Origin of the sequence: Ochrobactrum quorumnocens (assembly GCF_002278035.1) — a bacterium.
GTDB classification, from domain to species: Bacteria; Pseudomonadota; Alphaproteobacteria; order Rhizobiales; family Rhizobiaceae; genus Brucella; species Brucella quorumnocens.
This window is the reverse complement of sequence record NZ_CP022604.1, coordinates 1,587,164-1,610,309: the sequence shown is the minus strand read 5'-3', so window position 1 is coordinate 1,610,309 and position 23,146 is coordinate 1,587,164. Positions and strand designations below refer to the sequence as shown.

Genomic DNA, 23,146 nt, shown 5'->3' with positions numbered 1-23,146 from the left:
CTCACATTTTGGGAGATGAAGATGAATACGGATCTGAATGATCGTTTTCTGGTGATTGGGGCTACCGGAAAAACCGGCAGGAGGGTTTCAGAAAGGCTGCAAGGGATGGGGCTTTCGGTTCGCGCCGTATCGCGCAGTACCGAGATAGTTTTTGACTGGAACAATCAATCTACCTGGGCCGCGGCGCTTGAAGGTATCACGAATGCCTATGTCACCTATCAGCCGGATCTGGCCTTGCCGGGTGCCGTGGATGTCATCCGCGCGTTCCTGTCGACGGCGAAGAAGGCAGGCGTGAACCATGTCGTACTTCTTTCCGGGCGAGGAGAGGAGGAGGCCGAGGCTGCAGAGCAGGTTCTTCAAACTTCCGGATTGGACTGGACCGTGCTTCGCGCAAGCTGGTTCATGCAGAACTTCAGTGAGAACTACATGCGAGATGAGTTACTTTCAGGCTCGCTGACGCTGCCGGTTGGTCACACGAAAGAACCATTCATCGATGCCGACGATATCGCTGATGTCGCGGTTGCCGCCCTTACGGAAACGGGGCATCGCAATCGGCTCTATGAACTGACCGGTTCGGAACTGTTCAGTTTCAGTGATGCTGTAAACGAGATCGCCCAAGCGACAGGTAGAGAGTTGTCGTTTCATCCCGTTTCGTTTGCTGACTATGAAGTGGTCCTGCGCGAACAGATGCTGCCTGAAGATGTCATAACGCTTTTGCGATATCTTTTCACTGAGCTTTTCGATGGTCGCAATGCGAGTGTGGCGCATGGCGTGGAAGAAGCTCTCGGACGCACGCCGCGGCGGTTTGCAGATTTTGCCCGCAAGGCTGCCGGTGAAGGCACATGGGAGGGACAGTCATGACAATAAGTTTTCAACTGCTTGTTCTGCTGACAGCATGGGGTAGCGCCATAACGGGCGGCATTTTCTATGCATTTTCAAGCTTTGTAATGGCGGCATTGGCGCGTATCCCAGCCAATGCGGGCATATCGGCAATGCAATCGATCAACATCACAGTCATCAACGGCACGTTCTTCGCTGCGTTTTTTGGAACGGCAGTATTGTGTCTGGCGATTATTGCGCTGGGTCTGCTGGGCTTTGGTAGCCTGTCGAAATGGGTAATGATCGGTGCTGCCGTTTATCTCATTGGTACCATCGGGGTGACAATGGTCCTGAATGTGCCGCTGAACAATCAGCTTGCTGCGATTGATGCAAATGCTGCCACGTCAGCTGACGTCTGGCTCGCTTACGTTCGGGACTGGACGCTATGGAACCATGTCCGCACCGGTGCGGCACTGATCGCAGCTCTCATTCTGGGTGCAAGCGCGCTGGCAAAAATCTGAACGACAATGAATAAGAATGCGGACAAACAAAAAGGCGGGGCAATGCCCCGCCTTTCATTTGCCTATTCGGCAAAAATTATGCTGCGACGAGGTTGTCGGCAGACGAACGGCCCGAACGACGGTCCTGTACGATTTCGTACGTAACCTTCTGGCCTTCATCGAGCGTGGCCAGACCAGCGCGCTGAACAGCGGAAATGTGAACGAATACGTCCGTGCCGCCCTGATCAGGCTGAATGAAGCCGAAGCCCTTGGTCGTGTTAAACCACTTAACTGTTCCCGTAGCCATGGGAAATTCCTTTGTAACATTAGTAGTAGTTAGTCCGTATGCTTCGCACACGTCCCTGTGAATCGAATTTATGGACAGGAGATCGTCAGGAAGCACGGCAGGCCGGGCGGGTCGCAAAGTCACTTGACCGAAAAATCGATGACAAGACTATATGCGACAAATTTGACCAACACAAGATAGGCGGCGCTATCTCTAAAGGCCTATTTTTGTAATGCTTTTCCCCATTCCCAGGTCAATGCGAGCACTTGCTTCCAGCAAGGGTAGCCAGAACAATTTGAAAAGAATTGGTTTGTTTCCGTCGCAAGGAAACATTTCATATTGGTGCCATTCCTCGGGAAATTTGCCCGACAGAGGTAGATGGAAGCAGTGACGACGGTGTGTTTCAATGTGAAAAGGTTCGATATAGTTGTAGGTCAAAGTTTCCAGATGACGCATGCCGGACGTTTTGAAAATACCAGTTTCTTCGTGAAACTCACGATAGGCTGCGCTTTGGATTTCTTCGCCCTCATCGACAGTTCCGCCTGGAACCTGCAGCGGTGTGTCTGGATTTTCCGGTTCGCGGAAAACGAGCAGCTTTCCGTTCCATGTGGCATAAATCAGTACTTTATCAATTGCTTTAGTGGATGTGGTCATCGGAAGCCTTCGCGCGATTTGTACTTTGTACTATCGTGACAGGGTCCGGGGTCACGCAAAAGTTCCAAAATATTGCTATAGGGCGTGATCAGAATTGATTAAGAACAACTCGATGAAGTCTTGTTTTTAGAGCTGGGTTTGCCCGCAACGTTTCACTTCTGCCCTAAACGATTTTGATGAGGAAAGACTTGGTGCCGAAATCAAAGCAGAAAAAGCCGCAAGGGCTCGATAGTGCGCATCAGCAAGCTGATCGCGGCATGCAAGACGGCAGTGATCTTTTCTCGCAAGCGCGCATGATGATGAGTGCGTTCTGGGTATCGCCGGTTCGCAACCAGTTGATCGCGCTGGGCACTGGTATCTTCGTTCTGATTGTGTTGATTGCTGTGGGGCAGGTCGCCATCAATCGTTGGAATGTCCCGTTCTACAATGCTCTGTCAGATCGCAATCTGAGCGCCTTCTTTCATCAGCTTCTGATCTTTTTTGCCATCGCCGGATCGGTCCTTCTTCTAAACGTGTCCCAGACCTGGCTGAACCAAATGTTCAAGCTAAAGCTACGAGAAGGACTGGCGCGCGATCTGGTGGGTGAGTGGTTGCAGCCGGGGCGGGCATTCCGTCTTGCGAAAGCTGGCGAAATTGGCGTCAACCCGGACCAACGATTGCAGGAAGATGCGCGTCATCTTGCCGAGACTACGAGCGATCTTGGCATCAATCTGCTGCAATCCACCGTCATTCTCGTCAGCTTTGTTGGCGTCCTGTGGTCTCTGTCGAGCGGTTTTGTATTCCATCTTTGGGGTTATAGTTTTTCCATACCGGGCTATATGGTTTGGGCGGCGGTTTTTTATGCGGGTTCTGCGTCGCTGTTGTCCTGGTTTGTTGGCCGCAGTCTCGTTAATCACAATGCCAACCGCTATGCGCGCGAGGCCGATTTTCGCTTCTCGTTGATGCGGGTGAATGAGCATATCGATGCTGTTACATTGGCACGAGGCGAGGCTGATGAGCGCCGCAGGTTGGACCTGGATCTTGACGCGGTGCTGGTTGCCATCAAGCGAATTGTTATTGCCACAACCAATCTGACATGGGTCACGGCAGGCTATGGCTGGTTCACCATTGTTGCTCCGATCCTTGTTGCCGCACCTGTCTATTTTTCGGGTGGACTGACCTTCGGCGGTTTGATGATGGCTGTCGGCGCTTTTACGCAGGTGCATAATTCGCTGCGCTGGTTTGTCGATAACTTTGGCGCGATTGCCGATTGGCGGGCAACATTGCTGCGCGTGGCGAGCTTTCGACAAGCCATATTACGTATGGATGAAATTGGCCACATCGACCGGCAGATAGTTCTGGAAACCAACGAGGATGAGCGGCTTACGATCGAAGCTCTGTCTATTGCGGTCCCTGATGGATGTCTCAATCTAGTTGAGACGAATGTCAGCATCGGTCCCGGGGAGCGGCTGTTTGTGACAGGCGCAACTGAAACCGAACGCAGTCGGTTTTTCCGCGCGCTTGGGGGCTTGTGGCCTTGGGGGAGCGGGCGGATTGGATTGCCTGCTGGAGATCGCGTGGTGTTTATTCCGCATGCTCCCTACATTCCGCCCGGCAACCTGCATGATGCGGTGGTCTATCCGTTGAGTGCCGCTGATTTCTCGAAGAATCAGGTGGCGGACGTGCTGAAACTCGCCGGATTGGAGAGGCTTACACCGCAGATCGACCGTGTCCTGCGTTGGGATCGCACACTGACTGATGATGAGCAACAAAGCCTCGCTCTCGCCCGGCTTGTGCTGCAAAATCCAAGCTGGATTGTGATTGATGGTACGCTCGATGGGATGGATGAAGAGGCGCGAAAGCGTGCTTATGCGATTCTGACTGGTCCTTTAAAGGAAGCTGCTGTCATCCATATTGGCAAAGGGTTAGGCCATAACGGCTTGTTCGCGCGGCAACTGCATCTGGAAATGGACTTGCAGGCCGATCCCCTTCGTCTGCCCCACCAATCGGAAGCAACGGCATAAGAAATCAACAAAGCAAAAAGGCCGCAGATTTTCATCTGCGGCCTTTTTCATTCCCGTGTAACTATTTGTTTTTACGTATTATCCAACGCAAAACCGCTTCGCTTTTTTACCTCAAATGCTTTAATTACGGAAGTAATCCTGAAGCGGACGAACTTCCAGCGATCCTGCCTTAAGCGCCGCAATGGCTTCAGCGGCCGCTTCAGCACCGGCCATTGTCGTGTAGTAAGGGAGTTTCTGCATCAGCGTTGCGCGGCGGATCGACTTGGAGTCGGAGACTGCACTTGCGCTGTCGGTCGTGTTGAAGACCAGATGGATCTGGCGGTTGCGGATCGCATCTTCCACATGCGGGCGACCTTCGATGACCTTGTTGATCTTGGTCGATTCTACGCCATTTGCTTCGAGGAACTGTTGTGTTCCGCCGGTCGCCATGACCTTGAAGCCGATGCTGACCAGTTTGCGCACGGCACCAAGCACGCGTTCCTTGTCTTCGTCACGAACCGACACGAAAACCGTGCCTTCGCGTGGCAGTTCAACGCCTGCACCGAGCTGCGCCTTGGCGAAGGCAAGCGCGTAGTCGTAATCAAGGCCCATGACTTCGCCAGTTGAACGCATTTCTGGTCCGAGCAGCGTATCAACGCCGGGGAAGCGGGCGAATGGGAACACGGCTTCCTTGACCGCGATATGCGGACGTGCGGTTGGCTGCGGCTTGCCGCCATAGGCATTGAGCGCGTCTTCGAGGCTTTCGCCTGCCATGATACGGGCCGCAACCTTGGCAATTGGCGTTCCAACGGTCTTGGCAACGAAAGGCACGGTACGCGATGCGCGAGGGTTGACTTCGAGGATGAAGATTTCACCATCCTTGATAGCAAACTGAACGTTCATCAGGCCACCGACATTCAATGCCTTGGCAAGCAATGCCGTTTGGCGTTCAAGCTCTGTCACGATCTCAGGTGAAAGCGTATGAACTGGCAGCGAACAGGCGCTGTCACCGGAGTGAATGCCTGCTTCTTCGATGTGTTCCATGATGCCGGAAACATAGCTGTCCTTGCCATCGCAGAGGCAGTCGACATCCACTTCGATGGCCTGTGTCAGATAGGTATCGAACAGAAGCGGGTTTTTGCCCAGCAGCGTGTTGATCTGGCCGGTCTTGTCGTTTGGATATTTCGCCTTGATGTCTTCAGGCACCAGCTCAGGAACCGTGTCGAGCAGATATGTCTGCAAGCCACGCTCGTCATGGATGATCTGCATGGCACGACCACCAAGAACATAAGACGGGCGGACAACCAGCGGGAAGCCCAAATCAGCAACGATCAGGCGCGCCTGCTCAACCGAATAGGCAATGCCGTTCTTTGGCTGGTTAAGGCCGAGCTTGATCAGCAGCTTTTGGAAGCGGTCACGGTCTTCAGCAAGATCGATAGCGTCAGGTGACGTTCCGAGGATCGGAATGCCAGCCTTTTCCAGCGCATTGGCAAGCTTGAGCGGTGTCTGGCCACCGAATTGAACGATGACGCCATGTAGCGTACCTTTCTCCTGCTCAACGCGCAGGATTTCAAGTACGTCTTCTGCCGTCAATGGCTCGAAATAGAGGCGATCGGACGTGTCATAATCTGTTGAAACCGTTTCCGGGTTGCAGTTGATCATGATGGCTTCATAGTCAGCATCGTTGAGCGCGAAAGCCGCATGGCAGCAACAATAGTCGAACTCGATGCCCTGACCGATACGGTTTGGACCGCCGCCGAGAATGACGACCTTCTTGCGATCCGATACTTCGGCTTCCGAACGCGGCTGACCGACGAAAGGCGTTTCATAGGTCGAGTACATGTATGCGGTTGGCGATGCGAATTCGGCTGCGCAGGTATCAATGCGCTTATAGACCGGATGCACGTCGAGCTGATTACGCAGCTTTGCGACATCTTCTGCATCCTTGCCGATCAGTCCTGCAAGACGCGCATCGGAGAAGCCCATAGCTTTAAGCATGCGCAGGTTTTCGGCATCCTGCGGCAGACCATGTTCGCGGATGCGGGCTTCTGTGTTGACGATGCCTTCGATCTGTTCAAGGAACCATGGATCGATTTTGGAGACATCATGCACCTGCTCGGTGCTGAGGCCGAGGCGCATTGCCTGTGCGACCATGCGCAGACGGTCTGGCGTTGGCGTGCCGATTGCGGCGCGGATCGCGTTCTTCTCGTCGCCTTCCTCAATGTTTGGAATGGCGATTTCATCAAGACCCGTCAGGCCTGTTTCCAGACCGCGCAGCGCTTTCTGCAAGCTTTCCTGGAAAGTACGGCCAATGGCCATGACTTCACCGACCGATTTCATGGCAGTGGTCAGGATCGGCGAGGAACCAGGGAATTTTTCAAACGCAAAGCGTGGGATCTTGGTGACGACATAGTCGATCGACGGTTCGAACGATGCGGGTGTTGCGCCGCCGGTGATGTCGTTGTCGAGTTCGTCGAGTGTGTAGCCGACTGCAAGTTTGGCTGCGACCTTTGCAATCGGGAAGCCAGTGGCTTTCGATGCAAGCGCCGAGGAGCGCGATACGCGCGGGTTCATTTCAATCACGATCATACGGCCATTGGCTGGGTTAATCGCGAACTGAACGTTGGAGCCGCCAGTTTCAACGCCGATCTCGCGCAGCACCGCAATCGAGGCGTTACGCATGATCTGGTATTCTTTGTCGGTCAGCGTCAGCGCAGGGGCGACCGTGATACTGTCGCCCGTATGCACGCCCATTGGATCGAGGTTTTCGATTGAGCAGATGATAATGCAGTTGTCCGCCTTGTCGCGGACGACTTCCATTTCATATTCCTTCCAGCCGAGAACCGATTCTTCGATCAGAACTTCGGTGGTTGGCGACGCGTCGAGGCCGCGTTCGATGATTTCGAAGAATTCCTGGCGGTTATAGGCAATGCCACCGCCTGTGCCGCCGAGCGTGAAGCTCGGGCGAATGATGGCTGGCAGGCCAACAACGTCCATGGCCTGTGCGGCTTTGGCGAGCGCATGGCTCATGTAACGCTGCTTGCGCTCAACTTCGCCGAGCTGCCATTCGGTTTCCAGCTTGTCGAGTGCCTTGTCGAGATCATCACCGGAATATTGCGCTTTGACTTCGTTGCGCTTGGTTTCGTGGCGCTTGCGATCTTCTTCCTTGATCTCGGTCGCGTTGGCGAGCATCGAGGTCGGTGTGTCGAGGCCAATCTTTTCCATGGCTTCGCGGAAGAGCGCACGATCTTCTGCCTTGTCGATAGCTTCGGCATGCGCGCCAATCATCTCGACATTATAGCGTTCAAGCACACCCATGCGGCGCAGCGAAAGCGCGGTGTTGAGTGCGGTCTGTCCGCCCATCGTCGGCAGGAGCGCGTCAGGGCGTTCCTTGGCAATGATCTTGGCAACAACTTCCGGAGTGATCGGTTCGATATAAGTCGCATCTGCCAGATCCGGATCGGTCATGATCGTTGCCGGATTGGAGTTGACGAGGATGATGCGATAGCCTTCCTCTTTGAGCGCCTTACAAGCCTGCGTGCCCGAATAATCGAACTCGCATGCCTGGCCGATAACAATGGGGCCCGCGCCGATAATCAGGATCGATTTGATATCTGTACGTTTCGGCATGGGCATATCCTGCTTATTAGTGTTAGCGCATATCTTGGCCTCAAAACCGGTTCCCACTTTTGAGAGACATGCTTTTAGCCTGCCAGAAAAGCCCGCACGGTTTTCCGGCGGGTTGGCAGAAGTATATTCTGTGGGCTAAGTGGGCCTTATAGGCAATGATGGTGCAAAGCGGAACCCCACAATTGCCCTTATTTCAAAGAAAATGCGAGCATTCACGAAAATTCTCGATCATGGCTCCGATTTGCAACCTCTAGAGCGTGTTGCGCTTAATCCCACCCACGGTGCTCGCTCTGGATTCTTTCAATTGTCGCATGTTCGCGAACGGTAAGTGAATCCATTTGAGCGCGACATGCTTTAGTCGCTTCTTATGTTGCGGCCATGTCTTTGTTTGTGATTGAAGTTGCCATTTACTTTTTATGTTGCTGTGCCAACTGTTTGTGCGACAATTGCATGCAATAGATTGCTGCTGTCTTTGTCTGAGACGGCACGGTGAAGGGGAGTTGGTCAATGCGTTGGCAAGGCCGTAGACAAAGCGACAATGTGGAAGATGTACGGGGCCAGCAAAGCGGTGGCCTCGGTGGTGGTTTTGGTCGCGGTGGCGGCGGAATGGGTGGGCCGGGTTTTCGCATCGTTCGCGGCGGCGGTATTTCCGGGATTCTCATTCTCGTCGTGATGTTCTTTGTGTTGCGTGCGTTTGGCATTGATCCACTACCGCTTCTATTCGGTGATGGCAGTATCAACTCCACTCAGACCCAGCAGAGCAGTGGCCGTACTGCGGCTGAAGGTGGCACGGTTGCCAATGATGAGGCGACACAGTTTGCACGCACTGTTTTGGCCGAAACAGAAGATGTCTGGAGCGGCATTTTCCAGTCGCGCGGGCAGACTTATACGCCACCAACAATGGTCCTGTTCTCCGATGGCGTGCGTTCAGCCTGCGGTATGGCCTCTTCGGCATCTGGTCCGTTTTATTGCCCCGGTGACCGCAAGCTTTATCTTGATCTGACTTTCTTCAATGAACTGGCCAATAAGTTTGGTGCATCCGGCGACTTTGCCAATGCCTATGTGATTTCGCATGAAGTGGGGCATCACGTTCAGAACTTGCTCGGTATTCTTCCGCGCTTCAATCAGATGCGTCAGCAGATGAGCCCAGCACAGGCTAACCAGATGTCGGTGCGTGTTGAGTTGCAGGCAGACTGCTTTGCAGGTGTATGGGGCTATTACACGGATCAGAAAGGTATTCTGGAAGCAGGCGACCTCGAAGAAGCAATCAATGCCGCCCACCAGATTGGCGACGATACGCTGCAAAAGAGAAGTCAGGGCTATGTTGTACCTGAAAGCTTCAACCACGGCACATCGGCACAGCGTGCCAAATGGTTCCGGCGTGGTTTTGAAAGCGGAAAGATTGAATCCTGCGATACATTCAGCGGTGATATCTAACTGGTTCTTATGATAGGACTGAGAGGCGGCTTAGGCCGCCTTTTTATATGGGCGATAGGCGACGGCCCGCAATAATTTTACCGAGCATCAGGCTTGCTGTGGAATAATTTTCCCTGTAAAATTTAACGGCAGCGCGGCCCTTTTTGTCAGCCATTCGTGACGCTCAGTTTTGAGCGGCGATTGCGCGCGATTCTTTCCAACAATCAAATTATTATGCTTTGTTGCGGTTTGTCCGCATGTGCATTTCAGGTGTTCCATGCATAATCCCCAGTTTGTGCGGCGGGGCTTGTTACTCGTCTTTATGACCCTTTTTCTCGATATTATCGGCATTGCAATCATTATGCCGGTTCTACCGACTTATCTTGAAGAACTCACTGGAGCGGATATCAGTACGGCCGCCGTTGATGGCGGCTGGTTGTTGCTGGTCTATGCGGCAATGCAATTTCTGTTTGCACCGATGATCGGTAATCTCAGTGATCGCTTTGGTCGGCGCCCGGTGTTGCTGGCTTCGATCTTCACCTTTGCGATTGATAATCTGATTTGTGCACTCGCAACCACTTATTGGATGCTGTTTATCGGTCGTGTGCTGGCAGGTATCAGTGGTGCCAGTTTTGCTACCGCGTCTGCCTATATTGCCGATGTCAGCGATGACAGTAATCGTGCACGCAATTTTGGTCTTATCGGCATTGCCTTCGGGGTAGGTTTTGCACTTGGGCCGGTTCTGGGCGGATTACTCGGCGAATTTGGCCCACGTATACCGTTTTACGGGGCGGCATTTCTGTCGTTCGTCAATTTCATTCTGGCCTATTTCCTGTTGCCCGAAACCTTGTCACAGGAAAACAGACGCACATTCCAGATCGCCCGCGCCAATCCGCTAGGTGCGCTTAAACAGATGCAGACCTATCCAGGCATCGGCTGGGTAATATTAGTGTTCTTTCTGTTCTGGCTTGCCCATGCGGTTTATCCATCGGTCTGGGCATTCGTGGGTGCCTATCGCTACAACTGGAGCGAAGCGCAGATCGGTTTGTCGCTTGGCCTTTTTGGCATTGGCGCGGCAGTTGTCATGGCGCTCGTGCTTCCAAGGGTCCTGCCGGTTCTCGGCGAAAGGCGCACGGCAATTATTGGCGTGCTGTTTTCATGCTTCGGCATGATTGGTTACGCAATCGCGTGGCAGGGATGGATGGTGTATGCGGTCATCTTTCTGACTGCACTGGAAGGTTTGGCCGACCCGCCATTGCGCAGTATTGCTGCAGGTAAGGTGCCGCCTTCTGCTCAAGGTGAATTGCAGGGGGCGCTGACAAGTGTTTCGAGCATAACGACTATTATAGGTCCGCTGATCTTCACGCAGCTGTTCAGCATTTTTACGGGAACGAATGCACCTTTCGTCTTTGCCGGAATGCCTTATGCCGTTGGGGCTGGGCTGATCTTCCTCGCATTTGTCGTTGTTGTGGCAAGGGTGCGTCCGGCTGCATCGTTTATGGCCACTGGTATCTAAGCGCTTAAGCGATAAAAAAAGGCCGGAGCATCAGCTCCGGCCTTTTCATTTATAGACAAAGAGTTAGAGCGGCTCCAGTTAAGAATGAATCTTTGGAGCTGCTCCATCTATTCGTTTTTGCGCAATATCCCACTCAAAACCGCTTCGCACTTTTGCTGTAAGTATAGCGTGTTAGTGCGACCTTTGTGCGCCCAAAAGGGCGCACGGCGCTCTAATTCGCTTTATTCAGATTGCGGTTCACGCTGCCTGGTCGCGTTCTGGCAGAAGAGCTTCGCCCTTCTTTTCGCGGATCAGATTGATGAACCGGCGGAAGAGGTAATGGCTGTCCTGTGGGCCAGGAGAAGCTTCCGGGTGATGCTGTACCGAGAAGATCGGCTTGCCGATAACGCGTAGACCGCAATTGGTGCCGTCAAACAGCGAAACATGTGTTTCCTCGACATGCTCAGGCAGGCTGTCGGAATCGACCGCAAAGCCATGGTTCATCGATACGATTTCTACCTTGCCGGTGGTGTAGTCCTTGACCGGATGGTTTGCGCCATGATGGCCCTGATGCATCTTTTCAGTCTTGGCACCGAGCGCCAATGCCAGCATCTGATGACCGAGGCAGATGCCGAAAACTGGCAATTCGCTGTCTACGAGCTTCTGGATCGTTGGCACGGCATATTCGCCGGTTGCTGCCGGATCGCCGGGGCCATTGGAAAGGAAGATGCCGTCTGGATTATAGGCGAGAACATCCTCTGCCGTGGCTGTGGCTGGCAATACAGTGACCTTGGCACCAAGGCCTGACAGCAGACGCAGAATGTTGCGCTTCACACCGAAGTCGAGCGCGACAACATGATATTGCGTGGCTGACTGTTCGCCATAGCCCTCTTCCAGCGCCCACGGTGTCTGGTCCCAAGTAAGGCTCTGGCCAATGGTGACATCTTTTGCCAGGTCGAGATTTTCAAGACCGCTCCAGTTTGCAGCGCGGGCCTTGAGCGCATCGATGTCGAATTTGCCGTCCGGATCATGGGCGATGACCGCATTCTGCGCGCCACGCTCACGGATAAGCGAGGTGAGGGCGCGCGTGTCGATGTCAGCCAGCGCGATGACGCCGCGGTTCTTCAGCCATGCATCGAGATTTTCCGAAGCGCGGAAATTGGATGGGTTGGTGATGTCGGCTTTGAAAATTGCGCCCACAGCACCGTGACGGTTGGCAGGTGTGAGGTCTTCCACGTCTTCTGCATTGGTGCCTACATTGCCGATATGCGGAAAAGTGAAAGTAACGATCTGTCCTGCATAGGATGGATCAGTCAGAATTTCCTGATAGCCGGTGAGGGCGGTGTTGAAGACCACTTCGGCTTCAATTGCGCCAGTTGCGCCAAGACCCTTGCCTTCAATCACTGTGCCATCAGCAAGCACAAGAACGGCGGTTCGCTTTGCAGTCGTCCAGGGTGCTGTCTTCGATGTGGCTTCGGTCATGGCGTGCACTCCTGTCAGGTTTCGCGCTTGCCGTCTGGCGCGCGTTCTACGTTATCAGTCATGCGGCATGTATCCGTGTTTCAGCCGCCCGATGCCAGACAGCTTGAAAAATGGAGTTTATGGGGCCATATATGCGCCAAAAAGCAGCGGGGATTAAACTTCCCGCCGCGAGCACATGCCGATGTCCTGCTAAGCCTCGAGCAATAGAGAAACTTGAGCGCGTGGTCAATCGTTTGAACGCAAGCTTTTCAGGAAATTGTGAGAGTAATGCCTCATTCTTTCTATGATGGTTGTTCTGACAGGTCGGATTAGGCGTGTGATTGCTTTATGGGCCCGGTTCTGGATACAAGGGCTCTGATTTTTCATTATTACGCATGACGTCATTGGAAAAGCGAGTTTTTTGCTTTTTGGCGATATGCGCTAACACCGTCAGGAGAGACGTATGCTTCGCCAGGAGATTTCTCAGGCACTCACGCAGGCTATGAAGGCTCAGGATAAGCTGCGCCTATCGACATTGCGTCTGATCATGGCTGCGGTGAAGGACCGTGATATTGCCAATCGTGGCGCTGGCAAGGACCCGGTCGGCGATGAGGAGTTGCTCGGCATATTGGGCAAGATGGTCAAGCAGCGCGAAGAATCTGCGCGCATTTATGAAGAAGGCAACCGTATTGAGCTTGCCGAAGGCGAGCGTGCAGAAATTGTTATCATCAATGACTTTTTGCCTGTGCAGATGAGCGATGATGAAATCAAAAAAGCCTGCGCGGACACAATCACCGAGATCGGTGCACAAGGTTTGCGAGACATGGGCAAGGTGATGGCAGCTCTTAAAGAGCGCTATGCTGGTCAGATGGATTTCACCAAGGCCAGCACGCTGGTGAAAACGCTTCTTCAGTAGAAGCGTCTAAGTTTTCAATGAAAAAGCCCCGCCGAAGCGGGGCTTTTTTACAGCATAATTCCTTAAACTTGAATCAGTTTAAGATAAAATTATGCTGTAAATATAGAGTGTTAGAGCGACCTTTGTGCGCCCAAGAAGGCGCACGGCGCTCTAATTCTGCTTCGCTGTTTTCAATCGTGTCGAGCCGAGCAATCCTTGTTCTTCAAGGACTGGATAGGCCATTGATGCGAGCAGCGAATTGATCTGCTTCAAATCGCGAATGGTATCGAGATGGATGGTGCTTGTCTCGATGCTTCGGGTTGAACCCTCGCGCAGCCGCGAGAAGTGACGCATGCTCGTCTGCTTTTCCAGATCGCGCAGATTGTCTTTCTCCTGCACGAGCAGGCGGGCAGTCCGCCCATCACGCGAGACGATGACATTGAACGCCATGTGGGCGTTGGCAAGCACCATGGCGTGGAAATGGCTCAGTTCCTTCCAGCCCTCTTCGGTGAATTCGAGATTGTGATCCATCTTCTTCTGCACATGCGCGAGCATGTTTCGCACGATGATATCGCCAACCTGTTCGAGCTTCACACATGCGCCCATCAGTTCCTGCATCCGCAAAGCTTCAAACTCGTCGAGGTCTTTGCTTGCGAGCTTGGTGAGATAAAGCTTGATGGCAGCATGTTTCTTGTCGACCCGGTCGTCGAGGCTTGCCAGTTCGTTGATGCGCGCCTGATCCGGCTTTTCGTAGAGATCGATAATCCGGCGCAACATGACTTCAATTGTATCGCAAACGCCAACAACTTCGCGCGTTGCATTGGCGAGCGCCTGTGAAGGACGATCAAGAACGGCATTATCAAGAGCACTGTACTCTTCGACTTCAAGCGGCTGGGCGGGTGCGTTCTTGTCTGAATTGAGATGAACCAACGCTTCAGTCGCACGGAGCACCAGTCCAGACAATGGAATGCCTGCGACCATGACGATAACGTTGAACAGAATGTGGGCGTTGACCACTTGTGAAACAGGGTCGCCACCAAGGAAGCCAATCGACGGCTTAAACGTCTCAAACAGGATCAGCATGAGTAGCGAGCCAGCGCCGCGCATCAAAAGATTGCCAAGCGGTACGACTCGGGTTTCGGGTGGTGCGTTGCGGGTCAGGATCGGCGCGATGATTGACGAACCAAGATTGACGCCAAGCACCATGACCACAGCAAGTTCCGGCGTGATCAGTCCGCGCGATGCAAAAGTAGTCAGCAGGATGACACCCGCGATGCTTGAATGAAACAGCCAGGTCATCAAGGCTGCCAGCAGATAGGCGGTCACGGGATCGCTGGAGAGATAATCCACGATGACGGGCAGAAGCTCGCTCTGACGCAGTGGCTCTGTCGCCTGTCCTGTCATTTCCAGTGACATGATGAGCAAACCGATGCCGACGAGAATGCGCCCGATTTGTCGCCAGTCACGTCGCTCTGTCGTCATGAAAATGGCTGTGCCTGAAACGAGGCATAGTGGAACCAGCAATGTCAGATCGTAGCTCAGGATTTTCACAACGAGCGCCGAACCGAGTTCACCGCCGCGCACGGCCATCAGACCTGCAACGCCACTGACGATACCCGAGCCGACAAAGGAGCCGACCAGTAGCGTCACAGCTGTCGAGCTCTGTAAGGCGATAGCCAGAATAAGGCCAAATGCTATAGAAAGCAGTGGGTTCTGCATCTGATTGCGCAGGCGGCGCCGCAAACGATCGCCATAGGCGCGCTCCACTCCCGTTCGCACCATGCGCGTCGCCCATAATAGGAGCGCGACTGCACCGGCAAGATGCAAAAGGACCAGAGAACCGTTCACGGAAAAATCCTTTCGGGGTGTGAGGAGAATTGGATCTCGATTGGGTTAAGCTTACGCAACAAATAAAGAAAAAATATGTTCCGGCTAACCATATTCGTCGGAAATATGGGCCGGAAATGCTCTGAAATCAAGCGTCGCAATTGTAATGTGACAACTATATGACAGTTTTATGAACAGTGCGACTGTATGCAATCATTGTAATTTAGAGGCGTTCAGCATGTGATTAGCGGGGAGGGCCGCTTGTGTGTGATGGACTGTGTGTCTGCGCACGCCTATATATATTCCACTGGATACCATGGTTACAGCGGTTCCAGTTGCGACTGAATCGTTGAAGCCGCTGTAGTTATTTTTTACGCATTATCCTACGCAAAGTCGTTTCACAGTTTTGCTGGTAATGCTTATCTGACCCGAAAGTGACAATCGTAATGCGTTTTCCGCCATCCTTTCTTGATGAGATCAGAGATCGCGTGCCGATCTCGACGCTGATCGGAACGCGCGTTTCGTTTGACCGTAAGAAGAGCAACCCGCCAAAAGGCGACTTCTGGGGCTGTTGCCCGTTTCATGGTGAGAAGACCCCAAGCTTTCACTGTGAGGACCGTAAGGGTCGTTATCACTGCTTTGGTTGTGGGGTGACGGGTGATCATTTCAAGTTCCTGACTGATTTGGAAGGTGCGAGTTTTCCCGAAGCCGTCGAGCGTGTTGCCGATATGGCCGGTGTGCCGATGCCGGCGCGTGATCCGGAAATGGAAAAGCGCGAAGCGCAGCGTGCTACGCTCTATGATGTGATGGAGCTTGCGGCGCAGTTTTTTGAAAGCCAGCTACAAAGTGCGTCGGGCGCGAAGGCGCGCGCTTATTTGCGTGATCGCGGTCTTTCGAGTGCGACGCAACAGACATTCCGCATCGGCTATGGTCCGGAATCGCGCAATGCGCTCAAGGAATTTCTGGCAGCCAAAGGCATTTCGAAAGAGCAGATCGAGGCTTGCGGTCTTGTCGTTCATGGCGAGGGCATCGCTGTTTCCTATGATCGCTTCCGTGATCGCATCATGTTCCCTATTGAGGACTTGCGTGGACGTATCATCGCTTTCGGGGGGCGTGCGCTTTCCGCTGATGCGCCTGCGAAATATCTGAATTCCCCGGAAACTGAGCTCTTCCATAAAGGTCGCGTGCTTTATAATGGCCTTCGTGCGCGTAAAGCCTGCCAGCCGCAGGGTGGCGAGCCAGCCAAGCCCATTATCGCGGTTGAAGGTTATATGGATGTGATTGCTCTGGCGCAGGCGGGCATTCATCAGGCGGTGGCTCCACTTGGAACGGCGCTGACTGAAGAGCAGCTTGAACTGTTGTGGCGCATCAGCCCCGAGCCGATCCTGTGTTTTGATGGTGACGGAGCAGGTGTTCGTGCGGCACATCGTGCTGCCGATCTTGGACTGCCCACTTTGCAGCCGGGAAAATCCTTGCGCTTTGCGATGCTTCCCGAAGGACAAGACCCGGACGATCTGGTTAAGGCTGAAGGTCCATCAGCTTTTTATTCTGTTTTGCGTGATGCCAGGCCACTGGTTGACATGATCTGGACACGCGAAACGGCAGCGGGAGTATTTGATACGCCTGAACGCCGTGCGGAACTGGAAGCGCGCTTGCGTGAAATCACCACTCGCATCGCAAATGAGGACATTCGACGCCATTATAGCCAGGAAATGCGTGACAGAGCGCAGGCATTTTTCGGGCAGAGGCGGCAAAATAATGGCGGAAATGCATTTAATCGCGACAAAGGCAAGGGCCGTGGTCCGCAGGCTGGTGGTCGCAACGGTAACGCAGTTGGCGGGCGTCTGGCTTTTTCGGACAGCCTGACACGGTCCAATATGGTCAAAGGCCGTAATGCGCCTCTGCGTGAAACTGCAATTGTGTTGATGTTGCTCAATCACCCGCGCCTGATCGAAGAAGACTTTGAAACAATGGCGGCGCTCGATCTCGAGCATGAGGCTTTGAAGGTTCTGCATCTGGCGATGCTCGACGTTCTGGCATCGGATCATGTCGACGATGGTTTCGCGATGCGCAAGGCGCTGGTCGCAGCCGGACATAGCGAACTGATCGAAACGCTGGAAGCTGTTGTCCGACGCACGCGGGAATGGACGGCCACGTCGCAAGCAGCGGAAGATGACGTCCGCGAAGCATTAAAGCAGGCGCTTCACTTGCATCAGCGCGCGCGCACCCTACATAGGGAACTGCGCGCTGTTGAAGCATCGCTTGATAGCGATGAAACGGGCGAAATTTTCGCACGGCTTATTGATATTCAAAAACAGATTGCTCAGGCAGAAGCTACCGAAGCCCTTATCGACGGTTTTGGACTTTCCTCAGGACGCGCATCCGGCGGTTCGTAACCGCACTCAAGTGAGGCACTCATGGTGCCCGAATCACTTTGAATCGCCTAAAGACTCGAAACTGCCGGAAATGGTGGGTTTCGTGAATCTTTAGCGGCTTAAAGGCGTGAGAACGCGCCGCGACAATAAATGATTCGCTTTTTAGACCCGAATCAGGTGAGTCGCTCTTGACGTGGGCCAGAAATGACGGAATCACGACAGTTCGAGCAAGGATTAAAGAACTGATATTGATAAACGTTCCTTAAGTGGACTCCTGAAATTAGCCTTGATGGGCAACAGTCAAAGACCGGGCGGGCCTTAAAGGCGACCATTGATCCCGGATCTACCCACAAGAATTTGGAGACGGCAGGATCGGTTAATGACGGCACGGTTAATTCGGCATTAACACGAAATCAGCTATTCGCAGAATCAACAGTTAAACGGCGCTCTCGCAAAACCGTTTGACCACTCTATATATCTTAGACGCGACCGGTGTCGCCTGGAGACGAGCAATATGGCAACGAAGGCTAAGGAAAACGAAGAAGCCGAAGTCGAGCGCGAAGGTGCGACCGACGGGCCGCTTCTCGACCTTTCTGACGATGCTGTCAAGAAGATGATCAAGCTTGCGAAGAAGCGCGGCTACGTCACTATGGACGAGCTGAATGCCGTGCTGCCTTCCGAAGAAGTGACATCTGAGCAGATCGAAGACACCATGTCCATGCTATCGGACATGGGTATCAACGTGGTTGAAGACGACGAGCAGGAAGCTGATCGCGACGACAGCAACGATGATGATACGGACGAAGGCGGCGATCTGGTCGAGACGACCGGCACTGCTGTTGCCGCTACCACGACTAAGAAAGAACCGACTGATCGTACGGATGATCCTGTGCGCATGTATTTGCGTGAAATGGGTTCCGTCGAGCTTCTGTCGCGCGAGGGCGAAATCGCCATCGCAAAGCGTATCGAAGCCGGTCGCGAAACGATGATTGCCGGGCTTTGTGAAAGCCCGCTGACCTTTCAGGCCATTATTATCTGGCGTGAACAGCTGAATGAATCCAACATTCTGCTGCGTGAAATCATTGATCTCGAAACCACTTATGCTGGCCCAGAAGCCAAGCAGGCACCAATTGTTGAACGTGTGGAAGAAGAAAAGCCACGCGACGACAAGTCTGTGCGCCGTTCGCGTGACGACGACGACATTACCAATGTCGGCGGCGATATGCCTGCGGAAGAAGAAGAGGAAGACGAGGACGAAGCCAACCTGTCGTTGGCGGCTATGGAAGCCGAGCTGCGCCCGCAGGTTATGGAAACGCTTGATCTTATCGCTGACACGTACCGCAAGCTGCGTAAGTTGCAGGATCAGCAGGTTGAAAGCCGTCTGGCTGCAACTGCCGATCTGTCTTCGAGCCAGGAGCGCCGCTACAAGGAACTGAAAGATCAGCTGATCAAGGCTGTGAAGTCGCTGTCGCTGAACCAGAACCGTATTGAGCAGCTGGTTGAGCAGCTTTATGACATCAACAAGCGTCTCGTCCAGAACGAAGGCAAGCTGTTGCGTCTTGCTGAATCCTTCGGCGTCCGTCGCGAAGAGTTCCTGAAGGAATATCAGGGCCACGAACTGGATCCGAAATGGGTCGACCGCGTCAGCACTCTGTCGGCGCGTGGCTGGAAGGAATTTGCAGCCAAGGAAGAACGTGCGATTGATCGTCTGCGTTCGGAAATTCAGATGCTGGCCACTGAAACTGCGATTTCGATCGGCGAATTCCGCCGTATCGTCAATCAGGTTCAGAAGGGCGAACGCGAAGCAACCATCGCCAAGAAGGAAATGGTAGAAGCCAACCTTCGTCTCGTTATCTCGATTGCCAAGAAGTACACCAATCGTGGCCTTCAGTTCCTCGATCTTATTCAGGAAGGCAATATCGGCCTGATGAAGGCGGTTGATAAGTTTGAATATCGTCGTGGTTACAAGTTCTCGACCTATGCGACATGGTGGATTCGTCAGGCAATCACACGTTCGATTGCTGACCAGGCCCGTACCATCCGTATTCCGGTGCACATGATCGAAACGATCAACAAGATCGTTCGTACATCACGCCAGATGCTGCATGAAATCGGTCGTGAGCCTACGCCGGAAGAACTGGCAGAAAAGCTGGCCATGCCGCTTGAAAAAGTGCGCAAGGTTTTGAAGATTGCGAAAGAGCCGATCTCGCTCGAAACGCCAGTGGGTGATGAAGAAGATTCACATCTCGGCGATTTCATCGAAGACAAGAACGCGCTTCTTCCAATCGATGCAGCCATTCAGGCAAACCTTCGCGATACGACGACCCGTGTTCTGGCATCGCTTACGCCGCGTGAAGAACGCGTACTGCGCATGCGTTTCGGTATCGGCATGAACACTGACCACACACTTGAAGAAGTCGGTCAGCAGTTCTCGGTAACACGCGAACGTATTCGTCAGATTGAAGCGAAGGCGCTGCGCAAGCTCAAGCATCCGAGCCGTTCGCGCAAGCTGCGTTCGTTCCTTGATAGCTAAAGCATGTCGCCCGGAGCCGGAAACGGTTTCGGGCGATGTTCTTAAATAAAAAGAGAGGGAGCGACATGTCCTTTTTGAAGCGTCTTTTCGGTGGTGGTTCCACCGAAGAAACTCCAGCAACGCCAAAAGAAGCTGGGCGTCTGGAGCACAAGGAATTTCTGATTATCGCGACGCCTTATAGCGAAGGTGGACAGTATCAGGTCTGTGGTGTGATTTCCAAGACGATCAACGGCGAGCTGAAAGAACACCGCTTTGTTCGCGCAGATCGTTGCCCCGGTATCGAAGATGCTGCGAGCATTTCTCTGAACAAGGGCCGCCAGATCGTCGATGAGCAGGGCGAAGCCATTTTCCGCTAAGCCGTCAGCAACAAAATTGAAAAAGCCGCGCATCAAAAATGCGCGGCTTTTTATTTTGATTTGTCAGTGCGGGTGGCAGATGAAGCCGACCATTTTTCGGACGACTGGCAAAATAGCCAGCAGAACCGGAAAGGCGATGAGCCATGAAAGAACCCATGAGGTCATCCAGCTTGATGCAAGCTCAGGATGGCTAAAGCCAAGGTTTTTTGTGGTTGCGATCAGTGAGACGACGAATGTCATCATGATCGAGAGAATGAAAGGCATCACAATAGATGCATAACGCGCTGGCAGTTTTCTGCGGCGAGTGCCTTCAAACTGAGACATGTGTATTCCTGAATATTATGCGGGAAACGTGCAACGAAACATCAAAAATGGATAGCCGTTCCCAGCTAAATTGATGCGTTGCCTAACGTAAGACGCTTACGGTCATAAGGATGACGAGGGTTCTTTAACCCAAGAATACTCAGCATTCAATAGCGAAGGGCGGCGATTTGCCCATGCCACTAAGCTCGCAATTGCTCTATATGCTGCGGCATGGATAAGAAACCCTTTTGGCAAACCAAATCACTTGAGCAGATGACTCGCAATGAGTGGGAAAGCCTGTGCGACGGGTGTGGTCAGTGCTGCCTGCATAAATTGCTGGATGACGATACCGAGCAGGTTTACTGGACAACGGTTGCCTGCACGCTGTTGGACGCGCATAGCTGCAAGTGCAGCGACTATCCCAACCGCCGCAAAACTGTGCCCGATTGCGTGTTTCTGACGCCGGAAATTGTCTATGAGGTCAACTGGCTGCCGGCAACCTGTGCTTACCGCCTTGTTGCGGAAGGTGCAGATCTTTATTGGTGGCACCCGCTCGTTTCTGGTTCACCCGACACAATCTATGAAGCCGGTGTTTCCGTTCGTGGCAAGGTGACGGCGTTTGATCACGAATTGGCGGATGAAGAAGAATATCTCGAACACATGGTTCCGTTGGATTACAGCGGTTCCAGTTAATATTAGATCGGTGGAACCGCTGTAACTATTTGTTTTTAGGCATTTCCGAACACAAAACCGGTTCCCACTTTTGCTGGAAATGCTTTAGAGCGCGTTTCGATCTGATTGGATCAGATCGGCGCTCTAATTATCTGTTTTAACGCGCATCTTTGTCCGAAAACCGTTTCACACTTTTCGGGATGCGCTCTAATCGGTGCTATTGGGGACATTAATTAAGTTTAATGTTCTTCCGTCAGTATTTCCCAACAACCTAATCTTTTTTACCAAGTGCTTGTTTTATAATATTTTTTCGCATGTTCTTTTGCAGCGGTGTATAGCGGTGTTTACCAAGCTGAATGCGGTATGAACGTGAACTTGGCTTTGCGTTCATATTCGCTACGCTACTTATCGGATGTCTCGGGTGAGGATCACCTGACAAAAGTTCGAAAGGGTTTCAAGATGTCCGCAATTTCGCTCAAGTCGTTCGTTGTCACTACGGCAATTGGCTTTGCTGCTGTCTTCACCGCTGGTGCTTCAGCAAATGCTGCATCGCCTGCATCAACTCCTGCGGTCAGCACTGCAGCGCATTCCCCTGTGGTAAATATTGACTATCGCGGAAATCGCCATCATGCCCGTCCGCCCCGTCGCGGCCCGGCCTGTTCGGTTGAAGGTGCAAAGATGAAGGCGCACCGCATGGGTATCCGTAACGCACGCGTTGTCTATCGCGGGAAATCGGTTCAGGTCCGTGGCTTCCGCCAAGGCCGCCCAACTGGCGTTGTGTTCGCCAATGTACGCGGTTGCCCTATTATCCGCTAATTGCAGCCGGATTGAATAAAAGCCAACCTGAAAACTCAGGTTGGCTTTTTTGTTAGCTAAGACTGGCAAAATAAAGGGGCGAATGATCGCCCCTTTATGCTGTCGTTATTCCTTGATTTCGAAAACGACGTTAACTGAGACATCGTAGCTATTCTCACCTGCAGCGACAGGAACCGAATCCTGAGGTGCGGCGGCTGCCATCATCTTGGCCTGACGCGCGATTGGCATCGGCATAGGCGCGCGGCTCTGTTCGTTGATTTCAACAACGCGACCTAGGCCAACGCCTGCAGCATCGGCAAGTGTCTTAGCCTTAGCAATTGCATCCGCTACGGCGCGCTTGCGCGCTTCGTTGATGGTGGCTGCCGGATTGTCATTGACGAAGGTGAGATCGCCACCCTGATTGACGCCGAGTGTCACTGATTCATCGAGTACATTGCCGACCTTGTCCAGATCACGCACACGTACGGTCAGGCTGTTGGAGACGCTGTAACCACTGATCTTAGGCTCTTTCAGGCCGTTCTTGTCGTCTGGGTAGACGTAGCGTGGCTGAATGTTGATGCCGCTCGTCTGGAGGTCGCGCTCCTCGACTCCAGCCTTCTTCATCGCGTCCAGCACCTTGGCCATTGCTTCGTTGTTGGCTGTCATTGCTTCGCGTGCAGTTTCGGCATCGCGCAAGACGGTAAGGTTGAGAATGGCCATGTCCGGTGCAGAGTTCATCTTACCTTCACCGGTCACCGCAATACGCGCGGTCTGCTTCGTCATCTGATTCTCCTGCGCTGCGGCTGGCAAAGAAAGTGCGCCTGCGAGCATGATTGCCGAAAATGAGGTAGCAAGAAGGGTAGTAGCGCGATTGTTCATAAAATCTCCTGTAGAGAATGTTGAGGTAGCTTGTGCAAAGCAGTCTCCATGAGAGGCCATTTCTGCTTTGTCATTTATGTATTTAAGTTCCCTCTAAAGCAAAACGCCACGTTATCTGACTTGAAATGCAGTTAAATTGCAACCGAACGCTTCAAGTTCGATGAATCGTGCCTTGAGTTGCATGCATGACAATCGAATATGTGCGCATTAGGGCAACTCGTGCAATTGACAGCTTGTGTCCCGTCTTTCTTTAGGGTAGGTGCTGTGT

Annotated in this window: 19 protein-coding genes; 11 read left to right on the top strand and 8 right to left on the bottom strand. The window is 53.0% G+C overall.

From position 1 onward, the window contains the following. The first annotated feature begins 21 nt into the window (after positions 1 to 21). Both CES85_RS17345 and CES85_RS17340 read left to right on the top strand, forming a co-directional pair. A complete protein-coding gene (locus CES85_RS17345; RefSeq protein WP_095447068.1) occupies positions 22 to 861 on the top strand; it encodes an NAD(P)H-binding protein in 840 nt (279 codons plus the stop codon). Further along, positions 858 to 1,340: an anthrone oxygenase family protein gene (locus CES85_RS17340; protein WP_095447067.1), complete on the top strand. Its 483-nt coding sequence runs from the start codon at positions 858 to 860 to the stop codon at positions 1,338 to 1,340. The genes CES85_RS17345 and CES85_RS17340 overlap by 4 nt, the downstream gene beginning before the upstream one ends. 76 nt (positions 1,341 to 1,416) lie before the next feature. On the opposite strand, the gene CES85_RS17335 is transcribed toward CES85_RS17340, so the two are convergent. Next, positions 1,417 to 1,626: a cold-shock protein gene (locus CES85_RS17335; RefSeq protein WP_007875924.1), complete on the bottom strand. Its 210-nt coding sequence runs from the start codon at positions 1,624 to 1,626 to the stop codon at positions 1,417 to 1,419. Between the two features lie 192 nt (positions 1,627 to 1,818). Further along, positions 1,819 to 2,259 (bottom strand): NUDIX hydrolase, encoded by a 441-nt coding sequence (locus CES85_RS17330; protein WP_095447066.1) that lies wholly within the window; start codon positions 2,257 to 2,259, stop codon positions 1,819 to 1,821. Positions 2,260 to 2,516: 257 nt separating this feature from the next. Between CES85_RS17330 and CES85_RS17325 the strand changes: the two genes are divergently transcribed. Next, on the top strand, positions 2,517 to 4,262 hold the full coding sequence (locus tag CES85_RS17325; protein ID WP_095447935.1) for an ABC transporter ATP-binding protein/permease: 1,746 nt from the start codon (positions 2,517 to 2,519) through the stop codon (positions 4,260 to 4,262). A gap of 120 nt (positions 4,263 to 4,382) precedes the next feature. Here the strand turns inward: CES85_RS17325 and carB are convergent, their stop codons facing one another. Continuing rightward, positions 4,383 to 7,871 carry a carbamoyl-phosphate synthase large subunit gene (gene carB / locus CES85_RS17320; RefSeq protein ID WP_095447065.1) on the bottom strand — a complete coding sequence of 1,163 codons (3,489 nt, stop codon included), beginning with the start codon at positions 7,869 to 7,871 and terminating at the stop codon, positions 4,383 to 4,385. 507 nt (positions 7,872 to 8,378) lie between these two features. Between carB and ypfJ the strand changes: the two genes are divergently transcribed. Beyond that, on the top strand, positions 8,379 to 9,308 hold the full coding sequence (ypfJ, locus tag CES85_RS17315) for a KPN_02809 family neutral zinc metallopeptidase (protein ID WP_095447064.1): 930 nt from the start codon (positions 8,379 to 8,381) through the stop codon (positions 9,306 to 9,308). A gap of 87 nt (positions 9,309 to 9,395) precedes the next feature. Here ypfJ and CES85_RS27185 read toward each other — a convergent pair whose 3' ends face one another. After that, positions 9,396 to 9,566, bottom strand: a complete 171-nt coding sequence (locus tag CES85_RS27185) for a hypothetical protein (protein WP_157743468.1) — start codon at positions 9,564 to 9,566, stop codon at positions 9,396 to 9,398. Between CES85_RS27185 and CES85_RS17310 the strand changes: the two genes are divergently transcribed. After that, a complete protein-coding gene (locus tag CES85_RS17310; RefSeq protein ID WP_095447063.1) occupies positions 9,565 to 10,803 on the top strand; it encodes a TCR/Tet family MFS transporter in 1,239 nt (412 codons plus the stop codon). The genes CES85_RS27185 and CES85_RS17310 overlap by 2 nt on opposite strands. 237 nt (positions 10,804 to 11,040) lie before the next feature. Here CES85_RS17310 and carA read toward each other — a convergent pair whose 3' ends face one another. Then, the gene (gene carA, locus CES85_RS17305; protein ID WP_095447062.1) at positions 11,041 to 12,264 is read right to left on the bottom strand and encodes a glutamine-hydrolyzing carbamoyl-phosphate synthase small subunit; all 1,224 of its coding nucleotides are present in this window, start codon (positions 12,262 to 12,264) and stop codon (positions 11,041 to 11,043) included. A 442-nt stretch (positions 12,265 to 12,706) separates the two neighbouring features. On the opposite strand from carA, the gene CES85_RS17300 reads away from it, so the two are divergent. Further along, on the top strand, positions 12,707 to 13,159 hold the full coding sequence (locus CES85_RS17300; RefSeq protein ID WP_095447061.1) for a GatB/YqeY domain-containing protein: 453 nt from the start codon (positions 12,707 to 12,709) through the stop codon (positions 13,157 to 13,159). 150 nt (positions 13,160 to 13,309) lie between these two features. Here CES85_RS17300 and CES85_RS17295 read toward each other — a convergent pair whose 3' ends face one another. Beyond that, positions 13,310 to 14,986, bottom strand: coding sequence for a Na/Pi cotransporter family protein (locus tag CES85_RS17295; protein ID WP_095447060.1), 1,677 nt, complete (start codon positions 14,984 to 14,986; stop codon positions 13,310 to 13,312). A 425-nt stretch (positions 14,987 to 15,411) separates the two neighbouring features. On the opposite strand from CES85_RS17295, the gene dnaG reads away from it, so the two are divergent. The 3 genes from dnaG to CES85_RS17280 all read left to right on the top strand — a co-directional run bounded on the left by dnaG (position 15,412) and on the right by CES85_RS17280 (position 20,229). Then, on the top strand, positions 15,412 to 17,361 hold the full coding sequence (gene dnaG, locus CES85_RS17290; RefSeq protein ID WP_095447059.1) for a DNA primase: 1,950 nt from the start codon (positions 15,412 to 15,414) through the stop codon (positions 17,359 to 17,361). Between the two features lie 493 nt (positions 17,362 to 17,854). Continuing rightward, positions 17,855 to 19,873 (top strand): RNA polymerase sigma factor RpoD, encoded by a 2,019-nt coding sequence (gene rpoD / locus CES85_RS17285; protein ID WP_095447058.1) that lies wholly within the window; start codon positions 17,855 to 17,857, stop codon positions 19,871 to 19,873. A 65-nt stretch (positions 19,874 to 19,938) separates the two neighbouring features. Next, entirely contained in the window at positions 19,939 to 20,229 is a 291-nt protein-coding gene (locus CES85_RS17280; RefSeq protein ID WP_095447057.1) for an HlyU family transcriptional regulator, read from the top strand. 63 nt (positions 20,230 to 20,292) lie between these two features. Here the strand turns inward: CES85_RS17280 and CES85_RS17275 are convergent, their stop codons facing one another. Then, positions 20,293 to 20,553, bottom strand: a complete 261-nt coding sequence (locus tag CES85_RS17275; protein WP_095447056.1) for a DUF2798 domain-containing protein — start codon at positions 20,551 to 20,553, stop codon at positions 20,293 to 20,295. Positions 20,554 to 20,763: 210 nt separating this feature from the next. Here CES85_RS17275 and CES85_RS17270 point away from each other — a divergent pair, with 210 nt between their 5' ends. Further along, positions 20,764 to 21,225, top strand: a complete 462-nt coding sequence (locus CES85_RS17270) for a YcgN family cysteine cluster protein (protein ID WP_095447055.1) — start codon at positions 20,764 to 20,766, stop codon at positions 21,223 to 21,225. Between the two features lie 438 nt (positions 21,226 to 21,663). Continuing rightward, positions 21,664 to 22,020: an antifreeze protein gene (locus CES85_RS17265; RefSeq protein ID WP_095447934.1), complete on the top strand. Its 357-nt coding sequence runs from the start codon at positions 21,664 to 21,666 to the stop codon at positions 22,018 to 22,020. A 105-nt stretch (positions 22,021 to 22,125) separates the two neighbouring features. Here CES85_RS17265 and CES85_RS17260 read toward each other — a convergent pair whose 3' ends face one another. After that, entirely contained in the window at positions 22,126 to 22,878 is a 753-nt protein-coding gene (locus CES85_RS17260) for an SIMPL domain-containing protein (RefSeq protein WP_095447054.1), read from the bottom strand. Positions 22,879 to 23,146 lie beyond the last annotated feature (268 nt).

What these genes read in the sequence shown, in the direction of transcription:
- CES85_RS17345 (WP_095447068.1), top strand. Translation starts at nt 22, where the DNA reads ATGAATACGGATCTGAATGATCGTTTTCTGGTGATTGGGGCTACCGGA.
- CES85_RS17340 (WP_095447067.1), top strand. Translation starts at nt 858, where the DNA reads ATGACAATAAGTTTTCAACTGCTTGTTCTGCTGACAGCATGGGGTAGC.
- CES85_RS17335 (WP_007875924.1), bottom strand. Translation starts at nt 1,626, where the DNA reads ATGGCTACGGGAACAGTTAAGTGGTTTAACACGACCAAGGGCTTCGGC.
- CES85_RS17330 (WP_095447066.1), bottom strand. Translation starts at nt 2,259, where the DNA reads ATGACCACATCCACTAAAGCAATTGATAAAGTACTGATTTATGCCACA.
- CES85_RS17325 (WP_095447935.1), top strand. Translation starts at nt 2,517, where the DNA reads ATGCAAGACGGCAGTGATCTTTTCTCGCAAGCGCGCATGATGATGAGT.
- carB (WP_095447065.1), bottom strand. Translation starts at nt 7,871, where the DNA reads ATGCCGAAACGTACAGATATCAAATCGATCCTGATTATCGGCGCGGGC.
- ypfJ (WP_095447064.1), top strand. Translation starts at nt 8,379, where the DNA reads ATGCGTTGGCAAGGCCGTAGACAAAGCGACAATGTGGAAGATGTACGG.
- CES85_RS17310 (WP_095447063.1), top strand. Translation starts at nt 9,565, where the DNA reads ATGCATAATCCCCAGTTTGTGCGGCGGGGCTTGTTACTCGTCTTTATG.
- CES85_RS27185 (WP_157743468.1), bottom strand. Translation starts at nt 9,566, where the DNA reads ATGGAACACCTGAAATGCACATGCGGACAAACCGCAACAAAGCATAAT.
- carA (WP_095447062.1), bottom strand. Translation starts at nt 12,264, where the DNA reads ATGACCGAAGCCACATCGAAGACAGCACCCTGGACGACTGCAAAGCGA.
- CES85_RS17300 (WP_095447061.1), top strand. Translation starts at nt 12,707, where the DNA reads ATGCTTCGCCAGGAGATTTCTCAGGCACTCACGCAGGCTATGAAGGCT.
- dnaG (WP_095447059.1), top strand. Translation starts at nt 15,412, where the DNA reads ATGCGTTTTCCGCCATCCTTTCTTGATGAGATCAGAGATCGCGTGCCG.
- rpoD (WP_095447058.1), top strand. Translation starts at nt 17,855, where the DNA reads ATGGCAACGAAGGCTAAGGAAAACGAAGAAGCCGAAGTCGAGCGCGAA.
- CES85_RS17280 (WP_095447057.1), top strand. Translation starts at nt 19,939, where the DNA reads ATGTCCTTTTTGAAGCGTCTTTTCGGTGGTGGTTCCACCGAAGAAACT.
- CES85_RS17275 (WP_095447056.1), bottom strand. Translation starts at nt 20,553, where the DNA reads ATGTCTCAGTTTGAAGGCACTCGCCGCAGAAAACTGCCAGCGCGTTAT.
- CES85_RS17270 (WP_095447055.1), top strand. Translation starts at nt 20,764, where the DNA reads ATGGATAAGAAACCCTTTTGGCAAACCAAATCACTTGAGCAGATGACT.
- CES85_RS17265 (WP_095447934.1), top strand. Translation starts at nt 21,664, where the DNA reads ATGTCCGCAATTTCGCTCAAGTCGTTCGTTGTCACTACGGCAATTGGC.
- CES85_RS17260 (WP_095447054.1), bottom strand. Translation starts at nt 22,878, where the DNA reads ATGAACAATCGCGCTACTACCCTTCTTGCTACCTCATTTTCGGCAATC.